General features: G+C 71.1%; 11 protein-coding genes. 3 read left to right on the top strand and 8 right to left on the bottom strand.

Going from position 1 to position 20,497, the window contains the following annotated elements; all coding sequences use genetic code 11:
* Positions 1–56 precede the first annotated feature (56 nt).
* On the top strand, positions 57–824 hold the full coding sequence (locus WA670_RS11445; RefSeq protein WP_336157663.1) for an AfsR/SARP family transcriptional regulator: 768 nt from the start codon (positions 57–59) through the stop codon (positions 822–824).
* 88 nt (positions 825–912) lie between these two features.
* On the opposite strand, the gene WA670_RS11440 is transcribed toward WA670_RS11445, so the two are convergent.
* From WA670_RS11440 to WA670_RS11420, 5 genes are all read right to left on the bottom strand, one after another.
* Complete coding sequence (locus tag WA670_RS11440; RefSeq protein WP_205673189.1) at positions 913–1,485, bottom strand: hypothetical protein; 573 nt, start codon at positions 1,483–1,485, stop codon at positions 913–915.
* 59 nt (positions 1,486–1,544) lie between these two features.
* Entirely contained in the window at positions 1,545–2,432 is an 888-nt protein-coding gene (locus tag WA670_RS11435) for a nucleotide disphospho-sugar-binding domain-containing protein (protein ID WP_336157662.1), read from the bottom strand.
* Positions 2,433–2,527: 95 nt separating this feature from the next.
* Positions 2,528–5,080 (bottom strand): ABC transporter permease, encoded by a 2,553-nt coding sequence (locus WA670_RS11430; RefSeq protein WP_336157661.1) that lies wholly within the window; start codon positions 5,078–5,080, stop codon positions 2,528–2,530.
* The gene (locus tag WA670_RS11425) at positions 5,077–5,847 is read right to left on the bottom strand and encodes an ABC transporter ATP-binding protein (RefSeq protein ID WP_134729745.1); all 771 of its coding nucleotides are present in this window, start codon (positions 5,845–5,847) and stop codon (positions 5,077–5,079) included. The genes WA670_RS11430 and WA670_RS11425 overlap by 4 nt, the downstream gene beginning before the upstream one ends.
* Positions 5,844–6,074 (bottom strand): hypothetical protein, encoded by a 231-nt coding sequence (locus WA670_RS11420; RefSeq protein ID WP_037810549.1) that lies wholly within the window; start codon positions 6,072–6,074, stop codon positions 5,844–5,846. Before WA670_RS11420 ends, WA670_RS11425 begins: the two co-directional genes overlap by 4 nt.
* Positions 6,075–6,418: 344 nt before the next feature.
* Here WA670_RS11420 and WA670_RS11415 point away from each other — a divergent pair, with 344 nt between their 5' ends.
* Positions 6,419–7,129: a TetR/AcrR family transcriptional regulator gene (locus WA670_RS11415; protein ID WP_336157660.1), complete on the top strand. Its 711-nt coding sequence runs from the start codon at positions 6,419–6,421 to the stop codon at positions 7,127–7,129.
* Between the two features lie 135 nt (positions 7,130–7,264).
* On the top strand, positions 7,265–7,894 hold the full coding sequence (locus WA670_RS11410; protein ID WP_336157659.1) for a ScbR family autoregulator-binding transcription factor: 630 nt from the start codon (positions 7,265–7,267) through the stop codon (positions 7,892–7,894).
* A 349-nt stretch (positions 7,895–8,243) separates the two neighbouring features.
* Here the strand turns inward: WA670_RS11410 and WA670_RS11405 are convergent, their stop codons facing one another.
* The 3 genes from WA670_RS11405 to WA670_RS11395 all read right to left on the bottom strand — a co-directional run bounded on the left by WA670_RS11405 (position 8,244) and on the right by WA670_RS11395 (position 20,481).
* Complete coding sequence (locus WA670_RS11405) at positions 8,244–9,071, bottom strand: ABC transporter permease (RefSeq protein WP_336157658.1); 828 nt, start codon at positions 9,069–9,071, stop codon at positions 8,244–8,246.
* Complete coding sequence (locus tag WA670_RS11400) at positions 9,071–9,994, bottom strand: daunorubicin resistance protein DrrA family ABC transporter ATP-binding protein (protein WP_037810552.1); 924 nt, start codon at positions 9,992–9,994, stop codon at positions 9,071–9,073. Before WA670_RS11400 ends, WA670_RS11405 begins: the two co-directional genes overlap by 1 nt.
* A gap of 113 nt (positions 9,995–10,107) precedes the next feature.
* On the bottom strand, positions 10,108–20,481 hold the full coding sequence (locus WA670_RS11395) for an SDR family NAD(P)-dependent oxidoreductase (RefSeq protein WP_442893090.1): 10,374 nt from the start codon (positions 20,479–20,481) through the stop codon (positions 10,108–10,110).
* Positions 20,482–20,497 lie beyond the last annotated feature (16 nt).

Here is a 20,497-nt window from a genome sequence, read left to right as displayed (position 1 = left end):
GCGGCGCTGGGGGCGCCGCCGGACGGGTCCGGCGCGAGAGACATCGGAGGGCAGTTATGCTCAACTACGAAATTCTCGGACAGATCAGAGTGAGCGGCCGGCCCGGCGTCTGCGCCCCGCGGGCCCGCAAGATCGAGACCCTGCTGTCCGTGCTGCTGGCCAAGAACAACCAGGTCGTGACCGCCGAGCACCTGATCAGCGAGATCTGGGGCGAACATCCGCCGGCAAGGGCGAGCGCGGCGTTGTACGTGTACGTGTCGCAGCTGCGGAAACTGTTGCGCGGCACGAGCAAGGATGCGGAAGAGAGCCCGGTGGTCACCAGTCCGCGGGGGTATTCGCTGCACGTCGGCATCGGCGAGCTCGATGCGGACCGGTTCACCCGGCTTTACGAGCAGGGGCGGACGTTGCACTGGGACCGCAGCTACGGGCAGGCGGCGAAGGTGCTGCGGGAGGCCACCAACCTTTGGCGCGGTGCAGCGTTTGGCGGATTCGCCGACTCGCCGGACGTGCAGGCTTACGCGACGCTGCTCGAGGAGAGCCGGCTCGGCTGCCTTGAGCTGCTGATGGAGACCGAACTGTTGATCGGGCGGCATCGCGAGGTCGTCGGGCAGCTGTCCGCGCTGGCTAAGGAGCACACGCTGCGGGAGACGTTCACCGAGTACTTGATGACCGCGCTGGCCCGGTCCAACCGGCGGGCCGAGGCGTTGGAGACGTTCGCTTCGGCTCGGCAGAATTTGGTGCAGCAGCTGGGGATCGAGCCCGGGAGCTCGTTGCGGAAGCTGCACCACAGCATTCTTGTCGGCGAGATGTCGGACGCGGTCTGATCCTGACCGCGCCGGATTCGGCCCGGTCTTCCGCCACAAGCGGGAGACCGGGCCGTTCTATTTGTGCTGCGGGGCTGGGGCAAAAGCCTCAGCTGCGGTAAACCGACACTACGAAACCGCCGCCCGTGACTGGTTCTCCGTACCAACCGCCCCAGCGGCTGTCCAAGGCCAGGCCCGCCAGTTCGGCCATCAGGTCCAGTTCGGCGGGCCACACGTAGCGCAAGGGCAGCGACGCGTCAGTCAGGTGCACGATTTGCCGGACGTCGTCGACCGCGCGCACGCGGGCGTCCGCGGTCCAGCAGGCCGGGTCCGGATGGCGGCCCTGGACTACCAGGGCGCCGCCTGGGCGCAGGAGGCGGCTGTAGCGGCCGATCGCGCGCAACTGGTCTCGCTGGTCGGGCAGGCGGGACAGCACGTCCGCGCCCAGGTAGCCGGTGTCGAAGCGCGAGCCGGGCTCCAGATGGACCTCGTAGCCTTCGCCGGCCAGTGCGTCCGCTACCGGGCCGCCGCCGGGGACCAGGACTCTGCCCGAGCCGTGGCGCCGCGACACGCGGTCGGTCACTTCGGAGAGGAACGCGACCGCGCCCGCCGGGTCGTCCGCCAGCGGGGCCAGCCACGCTGCCACTGGATCGACCGGCTTTTCCATCACCCGGGTCGGCATTGCCGCCACCTCACTTCACGCAGTGGTCCTCTCTACTCCACAGAGAGTGCCGGAGCGATCTAAAGCCGACCTAGCGGGAGCAGGGGGGCGACGACCGCGCGAGGGGCCGGTAACGCGGCTACCTCAGCACGCAATGCGGCCGCACCGGCGCGAAGTGTGTCGTCGGTGAGTCGGGAGATCTTTTCCGCCGAACCGGTAAGCCCCGCGCCCGCAGCGGTGACGCGGGTACCGAAGGCGGACTCGGTTAACGACAGCTGCGGCAGCCCGTACGCCACTGCGGCAAGGGCCAAGGTCTCGTCGCCGTCGTGCACCACCGCCGCGCAGGTCGGCAGCACGGCGGAAGGAGGCGCGGAGTCGACTAGTTTCACGCTCGGCGGCAGGGTGAGCCCGGCTGGCAGTTCCGCCTTGCAGACGAACTCGGCGTCTACATCGGACAGTGCACTGAAGACTGGCTCATACCAGGAAGGATCAGCCAGCGACAGCAGAATACGAGTGCGGCATGCCTTGCGACGCAGCCAGTTGGGGATCTCGGCCGGACCGAAATACGGCATGTGCCGTATCGGAGTTCCCGGAGAGTCCTTGTCTCGCAATGAAGGAGGGACGACGTCGAGTGCGTGGTCCGCGGTGCCGTCGAAGTCCGACGGTCCGAGCACGCGAACTGCCTTGGCGTTGACCTCGCGGGCGGCGGTGATTCCGGCGGGTGCGTTCGACACGACTACAGCGGGCCGCCACAGTCGCGCGAACTTGACCAGTGCGGCGGATTCAGTCAGTTCCGCGTCGCCGTCTTCGAGTTCGGCCGCGACGCAGCCGGTGCGGAGGATGTTCTCGACGAACGCGGGGCGTCCGGCGATTTTCACGTCGTGTCCGGCGGTCCGCAGCGCCCAGGCCAGCGGCACCAGGGTGTGCAGCCGGGCGGTCGAGGACGGCGCGGCCAGGAGTACACGCATGGGATAGCTCCAGAGACGGCAAAAAGCCGGGCCGGGGTGGACAGTCCTTTCGAGACTATCCACCCCGGACCGGCCCGGCGTACCCCTAGAAATCGTTACTGGCCGGGCATTTTCACCGCTTCGACGGCGTTGCGGCGCATCGCCAGCCTCGCCGAGAGCGCGGTCGCCGGCCACACGATCAGGAAGATCGCGAGCACCACGGCGAGGAACACCCAGACCGGTCCGGACGGGATGATCTCGCCGGTGGTCAGGGCCATCGGCACCGCGGTGAAGAGCGAGATCACGATGCCGAGCACGAGCCCGGTCACCGCCACGATCCCGCCTTCCACGAACAGCATCCGCTTCACCTGCCCGCGGTCGGCGCCGGCGAGCCGTTGCGCGCCGAACTCCCGCCGGCGGGCCAGCACCGCCACCGAGAGCGTGTTCACCGCGGCGATCGCGGCGTACGCGATGGCGAGCACGGCCAGCAGGTAGTTGATCAGCGCCTCGACGTCGGCACTCGCCTGGAAACTCGCGGCGAGCGTGCTGTCGTCGCCGACCGTGACCCCGGGCCAGTCCTTCGTCCGGTCGGACAGTGCCGACACGATCGCGCTGGCGTCGCCGCCCCGCACGAGCACCTGCGACGCCAGGCCGCTGGTGGTGTGCGCGGCCAGTAGATCCGCGGGCAACACCATGCTTGCGTAACTGGACGGGCTGTCCAGCAGCGCGACCACGGTCACCGGGACCTGCGCCCCGTCGCCGAGCCGCATTTTGATCTTGGCGCCGACCTTGATCTCGAGACTGTCGGCGACCGACGCGGGCAGCGCCACCGAATCCCCGCGCAATGCCGTCAGCGAACCTTCGGTGACCTCGGTGGAGAGCACCGTGCCGCCCTGGTCCTGCGGGGCGACGCCCAGCAGCCGCAACGGGTCGCTTCCGTTGCCGTCGTACGGATCTTCGATCCAGCCGGAGCTGGTGACGAGCGGCGACGAGGTCGAAACCCCTTGCGTGCTGCGGATCTGCGCGAGCTGGTCCGGCGAGAACCCGCCCGCGGTCGAGGTGAGCACGGCGTCCGCCTGCAATTGCCCGGCGTACGCGTTGACCTGCGCTTTCTGCGCGGTGGTCTCGGAATACACGTTGCCGAGCGCGACCGCGCTGGCGAGCGTGATCGGCGTGAGCACCGCGGCGAACGCGACGGCCCGCGCCCGGGTGTTGATGACCGCGAGCGTGGCGTCGCGGCCGGCGACCCGGCGCACGAACGGACCGAACCGGTCCACCACCCACGCGATGATCTCCGGACCGAGCAGCGCGACGCCGATCGCACCGGTGAGCAGCGCCGGACCGCCGATCGCCGCCGCGCTGTCGGCGGGCATGAAGATCGTGGTCGAAGCCAGCAGCACGGTGGCCGCACCGCAGATCAGCGCGCCCATGCGGCGCACCGCGTTCACCTTGGCCCCCGGGATCGCCGCCTCGGCCAGCGCCTGGATCGGCCGGGCCCGTGCGGCGGCCAGCGCGGCGAACCACGCGGCCCCGAAGGTGATCGCGAGCGTGACGACGATGCCCGCCGCGAACGCGATGATGTCCTGGGTGAAGGCGAGTTCGTCCGGCACGATGCCGAGCGAGCCGCTGGTGCTGAAGATCCAGTTTCCGAGCAGGCTGCCCAGGAACGCCCCGCACACCGCGGCGAGCGCACCGACCGCCATCGTCTCCATGACGACCATGCGGTGCACCTGTTTCGGCGTCGCCCCGGTCGCCCGCAGCAGCGCGAGTTCCTGCTGCCGCTGCCGGACGGTGAGGCTGATCGTCGCGGAAACGACGAGCGCCATCACGACCAGCACCATGCCGCCGAAGATCGCCGCGAGCAGGATCAGCGGCAGCTGGCTTCCGCTCACGCCGACGAATTCGGCCGAACCGCGGTCGTCGCCGGTCAGCACCGTCAGCGCCGGAACCTGCTCGGAGATCTTGCCCGCCAGCTCGGTCGCGTCGACCCCGTCGGCCGGGAACACGCCCACGAGCCCGACGGTGCCGGGATGCGGGTTGAACCGCTGGGTGTCCGCGACGGAGAAGAAGAACGCGGGCGCGCGCACGGCCTGCGAAGGCTGTGCGACGCCGGAAATCTGGAACGACTGCCGCTGTCCGTTCACCGCCAGGTCGACGGCCGAACCCGCGTGCAGGCCGGCCGCGGACGCGGTGGCCGCGTCGAGCACGACCTGGCCCGGCGTGTTCGGAGCCGCGCCCTCGGTCAGTTTGTATCCGCCCAGCGAAGCGGAATCCCAGCCGTGTCCGGAAAGGACAGACGCACCCGGCTCGGGCGCACCGTCGTGCAGCAGCACGGTCGCGAACGAAACGTCCGGCACCGCCTGTCCGACGCCCTGCACCGCGGAGATCTTGGCGACCTGGTCCTCCGGCAGCACCGCACGCTCGGCGTACGGGACGACCTGCGATTCCTCGTCCGGCAGCTTGAACCCGGCGGACCCGCCGACGACCAGCGGCGCGGCGGACAGCCGTTCCGGGGCCGCTTTCAGCACGATCGCCGTCTCGAACAGCCCGGCGCACGCGATCAGCAGACCGCAGCCGACGAAGATGGCGATGAACGACGCGAGCGACGCCGCCGCGCGGTACCGGAGGCTCGACAGCGCGAGCGCGAGCACGACTCGCCGCGAACTCACCGCTGCCTCCTCGCTTGCTCGCCGAGGTGCGCCAGGGTGCTCGCCACCGCGTCGACGCTCGGGCTCGCCATCTGCGTGACGATCCGGCCGTCGACCAGGAACAGCACGTTGTCCGCGTGGGACGCGGCGACCGGGTCGTGCGTGACCATCACGATCGTCTGGCCCGCGCTGACCAATTCGCGCATCAGGCCGAGGACCTCGAGCGCGGTGGTGGTGTCGAGCGCGCCGGTGGGCTCGTCGGCGAACACCACCGCCGGGCGGGCGGCGAGCGCGCGGGCGATCGCGACGCGCTGCTGCTGCCCGCCGGACAGCTCGCCGGGCCGGTGCTTCACGCGCTGGGACAGCCCGACGCGCGCGATCACCTGGTCCACCCACGCCTTGTCCGGCGTGCGGCCGGCCAGCAGCGTGGGCAGCGTGACGTTCTGCTCCACGTTCAGCGCGGGCATCAGGTTGAACGACTGGAAGATGAACGCGACGTGCTCGCGGCGCAGTTCGGTGAGCTTCGTTTCGTTCTTGCCCTTGAGGTCGGTCCCGACGAGGGTGACCGTGCCCGAGGTCGGCGTGTCCAGCCCGGCCGCGCAGTGCAGCAGCGTGCTCTTGCCGGAACCGGACGGGCCCATCACCGCGGTGAAGGTGCCTGCCGGGAAGGCGACGGACACGCCGGCGAGCGCTTCGACCGCGCTTTCGCCGCGGCCGTAGGTCTTGTGCACCGCGTCCAACTGGACCGGCGTTGCCACGGAAGTGGTGGTGGTGGACACGTCGTTCACTCCGATCCGTTCCCGGAACCGCGGCGGTCGAGCGACCACCAGACCCCGAGCACGATCACGCCGCCGCCCAGCGTCCACAGCCAGAACGGCCATTTGAAGGACATGCTGATGAGGCACATCAGCAGCCAGATGACGAACTGGACGCCGAGGACGGCCGCCCAGGCGATCGTGACGATCAGGCGAGCGGATCCGCTCCCCGAACGGGTCTTCTCGGTGCTCTCCGACATGAGAGGCCCCCCAATACGGCTTCGGCGGAGTCGGGATTAATTGTGTAAGGCTTGCACAGTTTAGCGGACCCCGGATGATCGGGAAACCCCAGGCCCCGGCAACAGGGCCTCGGAGCAGCTCGGACGGCACCGCCGGACAGGGTGCGAAACAGCCGCGGCGGGTCCGGATTCCCGCCGATGCCGAACCAGGTCAGCGCGCTGGCCGCCGCGAAACCGAGGTGCGCCGTTCAGCCTCGGCGGCGCTCCCGGCCCCGGATCGATTGGTCTCGCTCACGTTGGCTCGCCCCCAGGCCAGATCGGTGTAAGACTTGCACAGTTTACTGAAAGACGTCCCGGAGCGAAAGATGCCGATCGAGCCCGACCCCCGCGCCCTGCCCCCAGGTCTGTCCCCGGCATGGCAAGGCGGCCCGCGTCCCCGTCGCGGGCCGAAGCCGTCGCACACCGTCGAGGCGGTGGTGGCGGCCGCCGTCGAACTGGCCGACACCGAGGGCCTGGCCGCGGCGTCGCTGCCGAACATCGCGTCCGCGCTCGGGCTGACGACCAACGCGCTTTACCGCTACGTGAGCTCGAAAGACGAACTGCTGATCCTGCTGGCCGAGACCGGATTCGGCCCGCCCCCGAAACCCGCCGAGGGCCTGGAGTGGCGCTCCGCGGTCCGGGCCTGGGCGGACGCCGCCGCCAAACGGTACGCCGCCCGCCCCTGGCTGCTGGACGTCCGCGAGAGCCTGACCCCGCACCGCCTCCGCTGGACCGAACAGCTCCTGGACATTTTCACCGGGGCCGGTTTGTCCACTGTGGACGCATTGGGGTGCGCGGAGCTGGTTTCGGCGGTCGTCCGGGCCACCGCGGACCGCCGCCGGACGGCGGCCGACCCGGATTCCCCCGAATCCGCCGAATACTCCGCCGAAGTACGAGCTTTCCTGCAACCGCGACTGTCCGAAGGCGGCTATCCGCACCTGGCCGAACTGGCCGAATCCCACGGCTGGCCGGTCGCCGCGCCCGAAGACTTCGCGCTGGAACGAGTCCTGGACGGAATCGCCGCCCTGCTCCCCTGACCGGCACCCCTGCTCCCCCGCTGAAACCATACCAACCGAGCGGTTTTTAGTGGCTTTCCGGGCCGCCGGGACGTAGACTGTCCTTCTGGGCGGGGGTCTGCTGTGGACCGAGCCGCCAAAGCGAGAGGGGCCGCCGTGGCTCGCCAAGAGCGTGCGGAGCAGACACGGAACGCGATCCTCGAGGCGGCAGCCTCGCGGTTCGACGCCGTCGGCTTCCTCGGCGCGAGCCTGTCGGAGATCCTGGCCGAAGCCGGGGTCACGAAGGGTGCGCTGTACTTCCACTTCAAGTCGAAGGAAGACCTGGCCGACGCGCTGATCGAGGAGCAGTTCACGGTGTGGGAGCCGCTCGCGGCGATCGAGCGCCCGGGGCTGCAGACGGTCATCGACCTGACGCAGGGGATGGCGGCCAGCCTGCAGTCCGACGTGCGGGTCCGGGCGAGCGTCCGGCTGGTCATCGAGCAGGGTTCGTTCATCGCGCCGGCGGGTGCGGCGTACAAGCGGTGGATCGACACGATCCACGGCTGCCTGCTCGCGGCGAAGGCGGCGGGCGATGTGCGCAAGGAGATCAACGCGTACGACCTCGCGGTGTACGTGCAGGCGTCGTTCACCGGGATCCAGCTGAGCTCCCAGGTGCTGACCGGCCGCAACGACCTGCTCGAGCGCACGGCGTACATGTGGACGTTGATCCTCAACTCGGTGGTCCCGCCGCGGCGGCTGCACCGGTTCGATCCGCGCGGCGCGGAGCAGGAGACGGCCGCGGTGTGAAGCTTCGGAAAAAGGGCGGCCCGGCGGTGCGGGGTCGCCCTTTTCGTGCGGCGCACTGTGATCAGCAACCAAACCGACCGGCCTGTTTTACTGGGAAAACCGGGGAGTCGGTTTAGTACGCTGCCCAGGGCGCCAGGCCGGGCGGCTGCTCGCTGCACATCTCCGACGGCGAACTCGACGCCGACCGCTTCACCCGCCTTTACGAGCTAGGCCGGTCCCGGGTTGTGCCGCCGTGCGGAAGCTGCCCCACAGCAACCTGGGCGGTCTGACGCAGACCGCGTCTCGGGTTCAAGAAAAAGGCGGCCCGTGCTCGGGGGCACGGGCCGCCTTCGCCACCGCGGCGAGGGGGTCAGCCGCGGGCGCGCTGGTGGAACTTCCGGATCGCGAGGTACGCGCCGATCGCGGTGAGGACGACCGACCAGGCGAACGCCAGCCACACCGTCGAAGCCACCGCGGTGCCGTTCATCAGGCCGCGGACGGCGTCGATCACCACTGTCACCGGCTGGTTGTCGACGACGGCCCGCAGCACCGACGGCATCGACCCGGTGGGGACGAGCGCGCTGGTGGCGTACGGGACGAACACGAAGATCATGCCGAGGCCGCCCGCTCCCTCGACGGTCTTGGCGATCGACCCCACCAGCGTGGCGAGCCAGAACACGCCGGCGGCGAACAGCACCAGCAGTCCGGTCGCGGCGAGCCAGCCGAGCACGCCGCCCGCCGGGCGGAACCCGATGGCCAGGCCGACCACGACCATCACCACGAGCGAAAGCATGCTGCGCAGCACGCCGGAGACGACGTGGCCGACAAGCACGGCCGAGCCCGCCATCGGCATCGAGCGGAACCGTTCGACCAGGCCTTGGGTCAGGTCCGCGGCCACGCCGACCACGGTGGTCGTCGAGTTGAAGCCGATGCTGACAACCACCAGTCCGGGCACGAGGTAGTCGACGTAGGCCATGCCGGGCAGGTTGATCGCGCCGCCGAACATGAAGCGGAACAGCAGCAGCAGCACGATCGGCAGCGAGAACGCCTGGATCAGCATCTCCGGGTTGCGGACGATGTGCTTGACGTTGCGCGCGACCAGCACCCGGCAATCGGACAGGGCGAGCGCGAACGACGAGCGGCTCGGGGAGCCGGGGATGTGCGTCCCCTCGATCTCCCTGGACAGGGTCTGGGTCATCAGTTCGCTCCCGCGGTTCCGGTGAGGGTGTGGAAAACGTCGTCGAGGGTCGGCTCGGAGAGCTCCAGCCCGGTGGTTTCGAGGCCCGCGTCGTCGATCCGGTTGAGCACCTGCCGGACCTGGGCGGGCTGGTCGATCGCGACGCTGACCGTCTCGCCGGTCAGCACCCCGCCGGCGACGTCGTGCGCGCGCGCCGCGTCGGCGGCGGTGGCAAAGGTGAGCTTCAGCCGCTCGGTGCCCACCTTGCGCTTGAGCTCGGCGGCGGTGCCCTCGGCGACCACGCGGCCCTTGTCGATCACCGCGATCCGGTCGGCGAGCTGGTCGGCCTCCTCGAGGTACTGCGTGGTGAGCAGGATCGTGGTGCCGCCGTTGAGCAACTCGCGGATCGCGTCCCACATCGCCGAGCGGCTGCGCGGGTCGAGACCGGTGGTCGGCTCGTCGAGGAACAGCACCGGCGGCGAGGTGATCAGGCTGATCGCCAGGTCGAGCCTGCGCCGCATGCCGCCGGAGTAGGTCTTGACCTGGCGGCCCGCGGCCTCCACGAGGTCGAACTGCGCGAGCAGTTCGGTGGCCCGCGCCTTCGCCCGCGCGGCGGGCAGGTGGAACAGCCGGGCCATCATCTCCAGGTTCTCGCGGCCGGTGAGCAGTTCGTCGACCGCGGTGTCCTGTCCGGTCAGGCCGATCTGCTCGCGCACCGTCCGCTTGGACCCGGCGAGGTCGTGCCCGTTGACGGTCACGGTGCCGCCGTCGGCGTCCAGGAGGGTGCTGAGGATCCGCACCGTCGTGGTCTTCCCGGCGCCGTTGGGGCCGAGCAGCGCGAACATCGTGCCGCGCCGCACGCTCAGGTCGACGCTTTCCAGCACTTTCACGTCGCCGTAGGACTTGCGCAGCCCCCGTGCTTCGATTGCGTAGCCGGTGACCATGGGGTTACCTCTCCTCGTTCGGGTCTTGTCAGTGGGCCACACCCCGGCAGGGCCGGACAACAGTGGCCGGGGCCTGCCGGGTTAGGGGTTCCCGCCCCTCGCGCCCGGTGCGCTCAGTCGTCGCCGGCGCCGATCGCCATGCTGATCAGGGCGTCCGTGTCGAGGTCGTCGATCGACGCCTCCTCCACGGCTTCCGGCTCCTCGGCGCGGTCTTCGGCAAGGCGCACGCCGGCCAGCTCCAGCAGCCCGTCCAGCAGCCCGGCCGCGCGCAGCTTCTCCAGCGGGATTCCCGCCAGCGCCTCCCGGACTCCTTGCTCCGTAACGGTTTCTTCGGCAGGTGCTTCTTCGGCAGGAGCCAGTTCGCCGACGAGGAACTCGGAAAGGATCCGCGGCGTCGGGTAGTCGAAGATCAGGCTGACCGGCAGCTTCAGCCCGGTGACGAGGCTGAGCTTGTTGCGGAACCCGGTGGCGGACAACGAATCGAAGCCGACCTCGTTGAACGAACGGTCCGCTTCCACCGCCTCCGGACCGGCGTGGCCCAGCAACGCGGCGGCGTGCGTGCGCACCAGGTTCAGCACCAGCGGGACGCGCTTGTTCGCCGCCAGCCCGGCCAGTTTCTTCGCCAGGGATTCGGTGTCCTCGGCCGTGTCCTGCGCCGCGCGGCGGCCGGGCGTGCCTGCCAGACCGCGCAGCACGGCCGGGAGGTCGTCGCCGCCGGACGACGCCAGCACGCGCGTGTCCAGTGCGATCGGCACCAGTTGCGCCTCCGCCGCGCCGACCGTCGCGTCCAGCAGCCGCAGACCGTCCTCAGTGGACAGTGCGGTGATGCCGGTCTCGCCGATCCGGTGCGCGTCCGCGTCTTCCAGCGTCGTGCCCATGCCGTCGCTCCACAGGCCCCACGCCAGCGAGGTGCCGGTGAGGCCCTCGGTGCGGCGCCGGGCGGCCAGTGCGTCCAGGAACGCGTTGGCCGCCGCGTAGCTGCCCTGCCCCGGTGCGCCGAGGACCCCGGCGGCCGACGAGAACAGCACGAACGCGGTGAGGTCCAGCTCGCGGGTCAGCTCGTGCAACGCCTCCGCCGCGTCGACCTTCGGGCGCAGGACCTTGTCGAGTCGTTCCGGGGTAAGGGAAGTCAGCACCCCGTCGTCCAGGACGCCGGCCGCGTGCACCACTGCCCGCAGCGGCGCGTCGGCCGGGATTCCGGCCAGCAGCACCGCCAGCGCGTCCCGGTCGGCCACGTCGCAGGCGGCGAACGTGGCCTCGGCGCCGAGACCGGACAGTTCGTCCCGCAGTTCGGCCGCGCCCGGTGCGTCCGCACCGCGACGGCTCACCAGCAGCAGGTTCCGCACGCCGTGTTCGGTCGCCAGGTGCCGTGCGACGGCCGTGCCGAGCGCGCCGGTGGCTCCGGTGACGAGCACCGTGCCCTCGGCGTCCCATACCGGGGCCGCCGCCGCGTCGGCCGCCCGGACCAGGCGCGGCACCAGCACCGCGCCCGCTCGCAACGCCACCTGCGGCTCGTCCGAGGCCGACACCGCGGCCAGCGTCCGGCCGGCCGGGGTGCCCGCGCCGAGGTCGGCCAGCGTGATCCGGCCGGGGTGTTCGGCCTGTGCCGAGCGCACCAGGCCCGCGACCGCGGCGCCGGCCGGGTCGGGGTTCTCCCCCTCCTCGGCGGCCACCGCGCCCCGGGTCGCCACGATCAGCGAACCGGTGGACCCGGCGAGCCAGTCCTGCAGCAGGCCGAGCACGCGGTGCAGTTCGGCGTGGACGTCGTCGGTGCCGCCCGCGGGAAGCACGACCAGTCCGCTCGCCTCGGCGACCGTCCCGGCTGCCTTGGCGCCCAGCGCTTCGGTGAGGCCGAAGGCGTCCGGGCCCAACACGGTCCAGTCGGTGACCTCGGCGACCGCGTCGAGGTCGGCCTGTTCCCAGGCAACGCGGAACAGCGAGTCGCCACCGCCAGTCGGTGCCGCCTGCGGTACGGCCGACATCGGGCGCAGCAGCAGGGATTCCACCGATGCGACCGGAGCCCCGGCACCGTCGGCGACGTCGAGCGAGACCGCGCCCGAGCCGACCGGGCGGACGTGGACCCGCAGCGTCGTCGCACCGACGGCGTGCAACCGGACGCCTTCCCAGGCGAACGGCAGCGCCGGTTCGTCCCCGGCCGCGCCGGAGACACCGATGGTGTGCAGCGCGGCGTCGAGCACGGCCGGGTGGATGCCGTAACGGTCCACATCGGACACCGAGGCCGGGAGCTGGATCTCGGCGAACGCTTCGCCGTCGCGCTTCCAGGCCGCGACGAGCCCGCGGAACGCCGGACCGTAGGCGAGCCCGTCGGCGGCCAGCTCTTCGTAGGTGCCCTCCAGGCGGACCTCCTCGGCGCCGGCGGGCGGCCACTCGGCCAGCTCGAACTTCCCGGCCTTGCCCGCCTTGGCGAGCTTGCCGATCGCGTGCCGCGTCCAGGCGGCGCTGTCGCCTTCCGGCCGGGAGTGCACGCTGAACGTCCGGCTGCCGCTGCCGTCGGGCGCGCCGAGGGCGAACTGCACGCGGACGCCGGAGCGTTCGGGGACGACCAGCGGGTACTCCAGGGTCAGTTCCTCCAAGCGCGGGCAGCCCGCCTCGTCGCCCGCCCGGATCGCCATCTCGACGAAACCGGTGCCGGGGAACAGGATCGAGCCGCCGACGACGTGGTCGGCCAGCCACGGGTGCGTGCCCACCGAAAGCCGTCCGCTGAACAGCAGCCCCTCGGCGTCGGCGAGTTCCAGTGCCGTCCCGAGCAGCGGGTGGTCCTCCTCGCCGACCGCGCCGGAGGTGCTCTCCAGCCAGAAGCGCTGCCGCTGGAACGGATACGTCGGCACCGGCACCGGACGGGCGCCGGTCGGCTCGTAGATCGCGGACCAGTCGACCTCGACGCCGCTGACGTGCAGCTGCGCGACACCGGTCAGCGCGGCCACCGCCTCGTCGTTCTCCTTGTGCAGCAACGAAGCCAGCGCCTCAGGCTGCTCGTCGAAGCAACCCGCGGCCATCGCGGCGAGCGTGGTGTCCGGGCCCAGCTCCAGGAACCGGGTCACGCCGTCCGCGGCGGCCCGAGTGACCGCGTCACGGAACTGCACGCCTGCGCGGACCTGGTTCACCCAGTACTCCGGCGAGGTCAGGTCCGCCGGACCGCCGGTGACCGTCGAGATGACCGGGATCCGTGGGTCCGCATAGGACAGTCCTTCCGCAACAGTGCGGAACTCGGCCAGCATCGGGTCCATCAGTCGCGAGTGGAATGCGTGCGAGACACGGAGTTTCTTGGTGCGCTCGAACTTCGCCGCCACCTCGGCAACCGCTTCTTCAGCGCCGGAGATCACCACCGAGGTCGGACCGTTCACCGCGGCAATGTCCACAGTGTCCCCAGCGGCTTCGCGAACCGCCTCGGGAGTCCCGTCGATCGCCACCATCGCGCCACCGGTCGGCAGTGCCTGCATCAGCGCACCGCGAGCGACTACCAGCTTCGCCGCGTCCTCAAGGGAAAGCACGCCAGCGCAGTGGGCCGCCGCGATCTCGCCGATCGAATGCCCCGCGAGCACGTCCGGTTTGATGCCCCACGCGCGGACCAGGCGGAACAGCGCGACTTCCAGAGCGAACAGCGCGGGCTGGGTGTAGCGGGTCTCGTCGAGGCCCTCCCCGCTGTCGATGATCGGCCGGATGGGGCGGTCCAGGTGCCGGTCGACCGCGGCGCAGGCCTCGTCGTACGCGGCGGCGAATGCCGGGTACTGCTCGGCGAGCCGCGCCCCCATCTTCGCGCGCTGCGAACCCTGGCCCGCGAACAGGAACGCGGTGCGCCCGCCCGCGCTGGCGGTCCCGCTGACGACCCCGCGCGCCTCTTCCTCGTCGACCAGCGCCGCGAGACCGCGCACGAACTGCGGCGACCGGCTGCCGATCAGCACCGCCCGGCGGTCGAACGCGCCGCGCGTGGTGGCCAGCGAGACGCCGATGTCGGCGAGGCTGCCTTCCGGCTCTTCGTCCACATAGGACATCAGTTGCTCGGCCTGTGCCCGCAACGCCGCGGCACCGCGGCCGGAGACCGGCCACGCGACCGGGCCGTCGTACTCCGGACCAGTCGAGGCGGTGACCTCGCGCCGGTCACCTTCCTCCAGGATCACGTGCGCGTTGGTGCCGCTCACGCCGAAGGAGGAGACGCCCGCCCGGCGGGTGTGGCCGTTGGGCAGCCACTTCACCGGCTCGGCCAGCACTCGCACCGCGCCCGAGGACCAGTCGATCTCGCTCGACGGCTTGCCCACGTTCAGCGTCGCGGGGAGTTCGCCGTGCCGCATCGCTTCGATCATCTTGATCACGCCAGCGGCGCCGGCGGCGGCCTGGGTGTGCCCGATGTTCGACTTCACCGATCCGATCCACAAGGGACGGTCCGCCGAGGTCTGCGTGCCGTAAGTGGCCAGCAGCGCCTGGACTTCGATCGGGTCGCCCAGCTTCGTGCCTGTGCCGTGCGCTTCGACGGCGTCCACATCGGACGGTTCCAGTCCGGCATCGGCCAGCGCCGCGCGGATCACCCGCTGCTGCGCGGGACCGTTCGGCGCGGTCAGGCCGTTCGAGGTGCCGTCCTGGTTCACCGCGCTTCCCTTGAGGACCGCGAGCACCGGGTGCCCGTTGGCGCGGGCGTCGGAGAGGCGCTCCAGCACCAGGACGCCGACGCCTTCGGACCAGGTCGTGCCGTCGGCGTCGTCGGAGAACACCTTGCACCGGCCGTCCGGGGCCAGTCCCTTTTGGCGGCTGAACTCGACGAACGTCTCCGGGGTCGCCATCACCGTGACGCCGCCGGCCAGCGCGAGCGAGCAGTCCCCGCCGCGCAGCGCCTGCGCCGCCATGTGCATCGCGACCAGCGACGACGAGCACGCCGTGTCCACCGAGACAGCCGGGCCCTCGAGACCAAGGGAGTAGGACACCCGGCCAGTGACGATCGAACCAGCGCTGCTCGCGCCCGCGTAGTCGTGGTACTGGACGCCCGCGTACACCCCGGTCGGGCTGCCCTTGAGCGAAACCGGGTCGATCCCGGATCGCTCCAGTGCCTCCCATGACGCTTCGAGCAGCAGCCGCTGCTGCGGGTCGATCATCGGCGCTTCCTTCGGCGAGACACCGAAGAACGTCGGGTCGAAATCGCCCGCGTCGTAGACGAACCCGCCGCGTGCGACATACGTCGTGCCGGGGCGGCGGCCGGTCGGGTCGAGCAGGCCGTCGACGTCCCAGCCGCGGTCGGCCGGGAAGTCGCCGATCGCTTCGCGGCCCTCGGCGACCAGTTCCCACAGCTGTTCCGGCGAGGTGACACCGCCGGGCAGGCGGCAGGCCATGCCGACGATCGCGATCGGCTCCTCCGAGTTGTCCTTAGTGGACACTGTGCTGATCTCGACCGCCGTGCCGGCCAGCTCGGCCAGCAGGTGCGCGGCCAGCGAGGTCGGTGTCGGGTAGTCGAAGATCAGGGTCGCGGGCAGCCGCTGCCCAGTGGCCGCGGTGAGGCCGTTGCGCAGCTCGATCGCGGTCAGCGAGTCGAAGCCGAGCGACGAGAACTGCGCCGACGACTCGATTTCGTGCGCGCCGCTGTAGCCGAGCACGGTCGCGGCGTGTCCGCGCACCAGTTCCAGCACGGCGTCGCGGCGGTCTTCTTCCGGCAAGCTCAGCAGCCGTCCGGCGAAGGAGTCCACTGAGGACCCGGCCGTGGCGGCGACCCGGCGCGCGGTGCGGCCGACGAGCTGTTCCAGCGTGCGCGGGAGCCGGTCGAGTTTTCGCAGCACCGGAAGGTCGAGCTTGGCCGGGACGGCGGTCGGTTTGCGGACCGCGAGCGCGCGGTCGAACAGCGTCAGACCGTCCGCAGTGGACAGTGGCACGATGCCGCTGGCCGCGAGCCGCTGCACCTCCTCTTCGGTGAGCGTGCCGCCCATGCCGCCGACCTCGCCCCACAGGCCCCAGTCGAGCGATAAGCCCGGCAGACCGTGCGCGACGCGGTGCGAAGCAAGGGCGTCCAGGTACGCGTTGGCCGCGGCGTAGCTGCCCTGGCCGGGCGCACCGAGCACGCCGGAGACCGACGAGAACAGCACGAACGCGGACAGCGCGGTCTCGCGGGTGAGTTCGTGCAGGTTCAGCGCGCCGTCGACCTTCGGGGCGAGCACCGCGTCGACCCGCTCCGGGGTGAGTGCGGTGACCACACCGTCATCGAGAACGCCGGCGGCGTGCACGACCGCGGTGAGCGGGTTCTCCTCCGGCAGCGACGCCAGCACGGCGGCCAGCGCCTCGCGGTCGGCGACGTCGCAGCGCTCCAGCCGGACGTCGACCTCGCTTTCCCGCAGTTCAGCGGCCAACTGGTCGAGCGCGGGCGTGATCCGGCGGCTGAGCAGCAGCAGCCTGCGCACCCCGTGCTCGGCGACCAGGTGCCGGGCGAGCTTTCCGCCGAGCGCGCCGGACGCGCCGGTGACCAGCACCGTGCCGTGCGGGCAGAAGTACGGCCGGTCCAGTTCCGGAGTCGTGCGGACCAGCCGGGGCACGAGGACCGTGCCGAGCCGGACCGCTGCCTGCGTTTCGCCCGAAGCCAGCACCTGCGGCAACACCGCTTCCGGCGTGGTTTCGGCGTCGAGGTCGAGCAGGACGAAGGCGTCCGGGTTCTCCTCCTGCGCGGAGCGGACCAGGCCCCAGACCGCCGAGGCGGCAAGGTCGGTGACGTCTCCGGCGGCCGGGACCGCGCCGCGCGTGACCACCACGAGCCTGGCTTGCTCGGGGTGTTCCTCGGCCAGCCAGGTCTGGAGAGCGGCCAGGACGCGGTGCGTGAGTTCGTGCGTCTCGGCCGCGGTGCCGGATTCGCCGACGCACTCCAGAACCTGGACGTCGCCAGTGTCCACAGTGGATTCGGTTTCCGCGGACCGCTGCCATTCGATCCGGTACAGCGGAGCGACCTGCTCGGCGACCGGCGCGGCGAAGGCGCGGAACACCGTCTCGGCGACGGTCGCGACTGGCGCGCCAGTCGGGTCGGCGAGGACGATCTCGTAGCCGTCCTCGGTGGTCGGCTTGAACCGCACGCGCAGCGCGGACGCACCGGTGGCGTGCAGCTCGACGCCGGTCCAGCAGAACGGAACCAGGCCGACGCCGCCGTCCCCGCCACCCGCGACGCGCAGGGCGTGGGTGCACGCGTCGAGCGCGGCCGGGTGCAGGCCGAAACGGTCAGCGTCGCTGTCCTCCGGCAGCGCGACTTCAGCGAAGATCTCGCCGTCGCGTTGCCAGACCGCTTGCAGGGAACGGAAAAGCGGGCCGTAGGTCAGTCCGGTGTCGGCGAAGTCGTCGTACACACCGTCGATCCCGACCGGCTCGGCACCGGCGGGCGGCCACTCGGCCAGCTCCACTCCGCCACGGTACGACGGTGGCGTGACCGTGCCGCTCGCGTGCAGCGTCCACGGTTCGCCGTCAGCACCTTCCGCGCGCGAGTGGACCGTCACGGCGCGGACGCCGTGCTCCCCCGCTTCGCCGACGGTCACCTGGACCTGCACGCCACCGCGCTCCGGCACCACCAGCGGGCTGCTGAGCGTGAGTTCCTCGATGCGGCCGCTGCCGACCTGGTCGCCGGCGCGGACCACCAACTCCAGGAACGCCGTGCCGGGCACGGTGATGACCTCGCCGAGCCGGTGCTCGGCCAGCCACGCGTGCGTCTCCGCCGAAAGCCGCCCGGTGAGCACCACGCCGTCGGTGTCGGCGAGGGAGACGGCGGCACCGAGCAGCGGGTGCCCGGCCGAGGCGAGTCCGGCCGCGGTCACCTCGTCGCGGTTGGCGCGGGCGTCGATCCAGTAGCGCTTGCGCTGGAAGGCGTACGGCGGCAGGTCGACGCGCTGGGCGCCGCGGCCGGCGAAGACCGCGGACCAGTCCGGGACGAGCCCGCTGACGAACAGTTCGGCGAGCGCCGTGAGCGCTGCCTGCGGCTCCGGCCGGTCCTTGCGCAGGACCGGCACGATCACCGCGTCGAAGCTCTGCCGGGCGAGCGCGGAAAGCACGCCGTCCGGCCCGACCTCGACGAAGCGGGAAACGCCCTGTGCGCTCAGCGCGGTCAGCCCGTCGTGGAACCGGACCGCGGCACGGACGTGCGAGACCCAGTACTCCGGCGTGGCGATCTCGGCCCCGGCGAGTGCGCCGGAAACGTTGGAGATCAACGGGATTTCGGGGCGGGAGTAGGTGAGCGTGCGAGCGACCGCGGCGAACTCCGCCAGCATCGGCTCCATCAACGGCGAGTGGAACGCGTGCGACACCTTCAGCTTCGAGGACTTGCGGCCCGCGAACTTCGCCACCACCGCGGCGACCGCGTCTTCGGTACCGGAAAGGACCACCGAGTCCGGGCCGTTGATCGCGGCGATGCTGACGTCGTCAGTCAGCTGCGGGGTGACCTCGTCCTCGGTCGCCTGCAGGGCGACCATCGAGCCACCGGTCGGCAAGGCCTGCATGAGCTTCGCCCGTGCCGCGACGAGAGCGCAGGCGTCGGTCAGCGACAGCACACCTGCGACGTGCGCGGCGGCCAGCTCGCCGACCGAGTGGCCGAGCAGGAAGTCGGGCTTGATGCCCCACGACGACAGCAGCCGGTACAGCGCCACCTCAATCGCGAACAACGCGGGCTGGGTGTAGCCGGTCTGGTTGATCAGCCGCGGGTTCTCGAAGACGACTGTCTTCAGTGGACGGTCGAGGTGCGGGTCGATCGCGGCGAAGACCTCGTCCAGTGCTTCGGCGAACACCGGGAACGCGGCGGCCAGCTCGGCGCCCATGCCCGCGCGCTGAGCGCCCTGTCCGGAGAAGAGGAACGCGGTGAGCCCCTCGACGGCGGTGCCGGTGACCAGCGCGGGCGACGTCGAGCCGTCGGCGAGGGCGGCGACCCCGGCCTTCCCGTCGAGCACGACGGCGCGGTGGCTGAGCGGCGAGCGGGACGTCGCGAGTGAGAAACCGAGGTCGAGCGGCGTCGCACCGTCCACAACGGACAGTAGCTGGGCCGCCTGCGCCTTAAGCGCCGCGGTCCCGTGCCCGGCGAGCGGCCACGGGACCGGAACGCCTTCCGGCCAGCTCGGCGTCACTTCTTCTGCTTCAACAGCAGGGGCTTCTTCAACGATCACGTGTGCGTTGGTGCCGCTGACGCCGAACGACGACACGCCCGCGCGCCGTGGGCGTTCCCCAGCCGCCCACGGGCGCTCCTCCGTCAGCAGCTCGACCGCGCCGGAGGTCCAATCGACCTCTGTGGACGGTTCGGTGACATGGAGGGTGCGAGGCAGCAGGCCGTTGCGCATTGCCTGCACCATCTTGATCACCCCGCCGACACCGGCCGCCCCCTGCGCGTGACCGATGTTCGACTTGATCGAACCGAGCCACAGCGGACGGTCCCGGTCCTGGCCGTAGGTGGCCAGCAAGGCTTGCGCCTCAATGGGATCGCCGAGGGTGGTGCCGGTTCCGTGGCCTTCGACAGCGTCCACATCGGACGCCGAGAGTCGCGCGTTCGCCAGCGCCTGCCGGATGACCCGCTGCTGCGAAGGGCCGTTCGGTGCGGTGAGCCCATTCGACGCGCCGTCGGAGTTCACCGCGGAACCACGCACGACAGCGAGGACCGGGTGACCGTTGCGGCGCGCGTCGGAAAGCCGTTCCAGCAACAGGGTTCCCGCGCCCTCAGCCCAACCGGTGCCGTCCGCGCTGTCGGAGAACGCCTTGCACCGGCCGTCCGCGGCGAGCCCGCGCTGACGGCTGAACGCCAGGAACGGACCCGGCCGCGACATCACCATCACGCCGCCGGCCAGCGCCAGCGAGCAGTCGCGCTGCCGCAGCGCCTGCACGGCGAGGTGCAGGGCGACCAGCGACGACGAGCACGCCGTGTCGACCGTGAGCGCCGGTCCTTCCAGCCCGAGCGCGTAGGCGACCCGGCCGGAAATGACCGACGCGGCGTTGCCGGTGCTCAGGTAGTCCGCGACCTCGCCCGCGAGCACGGACGGCGGCAGCTCGTCGTAGTAGTCCTGGTCGCCGCTGCCGACGAACACCCCAACCTGCTGTTTGGCGAGCGAGTGCGGCGCGATGCCGGCCCGCTCGAACGTCTCCCACGCCAGCTCCAGCACGATCCGCTGCTGCGGGTCCATAGCCAGCGCCTCGCGCGGGGAGACGCCGAAGAACGGCGCGTCGAACTCGCCGACGTCGTGCACGAAGCCGCCCTCGGAGACGTAGCTCGTGCCCGGGCTGTCGGGGTCGGCGTCGAACAGTGTGTCGAGGTTCCAGCCGCGGTCGGACGGGAACGCGCCGATCGCGTCCCGGCCGCCGGCCACCAGCTCCCAGAGGTCCTCCGGCGAGCGCACGTCGCCCGGGTACCGGCAGCCCATCGCCACGATCGCGATCGGCTCGGCCTCCGCCGCCTCGACCGCGCGAAGCCGCTCACGCGTCTCCTGCAGGTTGGCGGTCACCCGCTTCAGGTAGTCGACCAGCTTGCTTTCGTCAGTCATCGCCAGAATCCTCTTGTCGCTG

Source organism: Amycolatopsis sp. VC5-11, assembly GCF_037034185.1.
GTDB lineage: Bacteria > Actinomycetota > Actinomycetes > Mycobacteriales > Pseudonocardiaceae > Amycolatopsis > Amycolatopsis nivea.
Note: the sequence above shows the minus strand (reverse complement) of the source record. Positions and strands in the feature narration are given on the sequence as shown.

Bases quoted from the DNA above. Each gene is read 5' to 3' on its own strand.
- WA670_RS11445 (WP_336157663.1), top strand. From the start codon at position 57: ATGCTCAACTACGAAATTCTCGGACAGATCAGAGTGAGCGGCCGGCCC.
- WA670_RS11440 (WP_205673189.1), bottom strand. From the start codon at position 1,485: ATGCCGACCCGGGTGATGGAAAAGCCGGTCGATCCAGTGGCAGCGTGG.
- WA670_RS11435 (WP_336157662.1), bottom strand. From the start codon at position 2,432: ATGCGTGTACTCCTGGCCGCGCCGTCCTCGACCGCCCGGCTGCACACC.
- WA670_RS11420 (WP_037810549.1), bottom strand. From the start codon at position 6,074: ATGTCGGAGAGCACCGAGAAGACCCGTTCGGGGAGCGGATCCGCTCGC.
- WA670_RS11415 (WP_336157660.1), top strand. From the start codon at position 6,419: ATGCCGATCGAGCCCGACCCCCGCGCCCTGCCCCCAGGTCTGTCCCCG.
- WA670_RS11405 (WP_336157658.1), bottom strand. From the start codon at position 9,071: ATGACCCAGACCCTGTCCAGGGAGATCGAGGGGACGCACATCCCCGGC.
- WA670_RS11400 (WP_037810552.1), bottom strand. From the start codon at position 9,994: ATGGTCACCGGCTACGCAATCGAAGCACGGGGGCTGCGCAAGTCCTAC.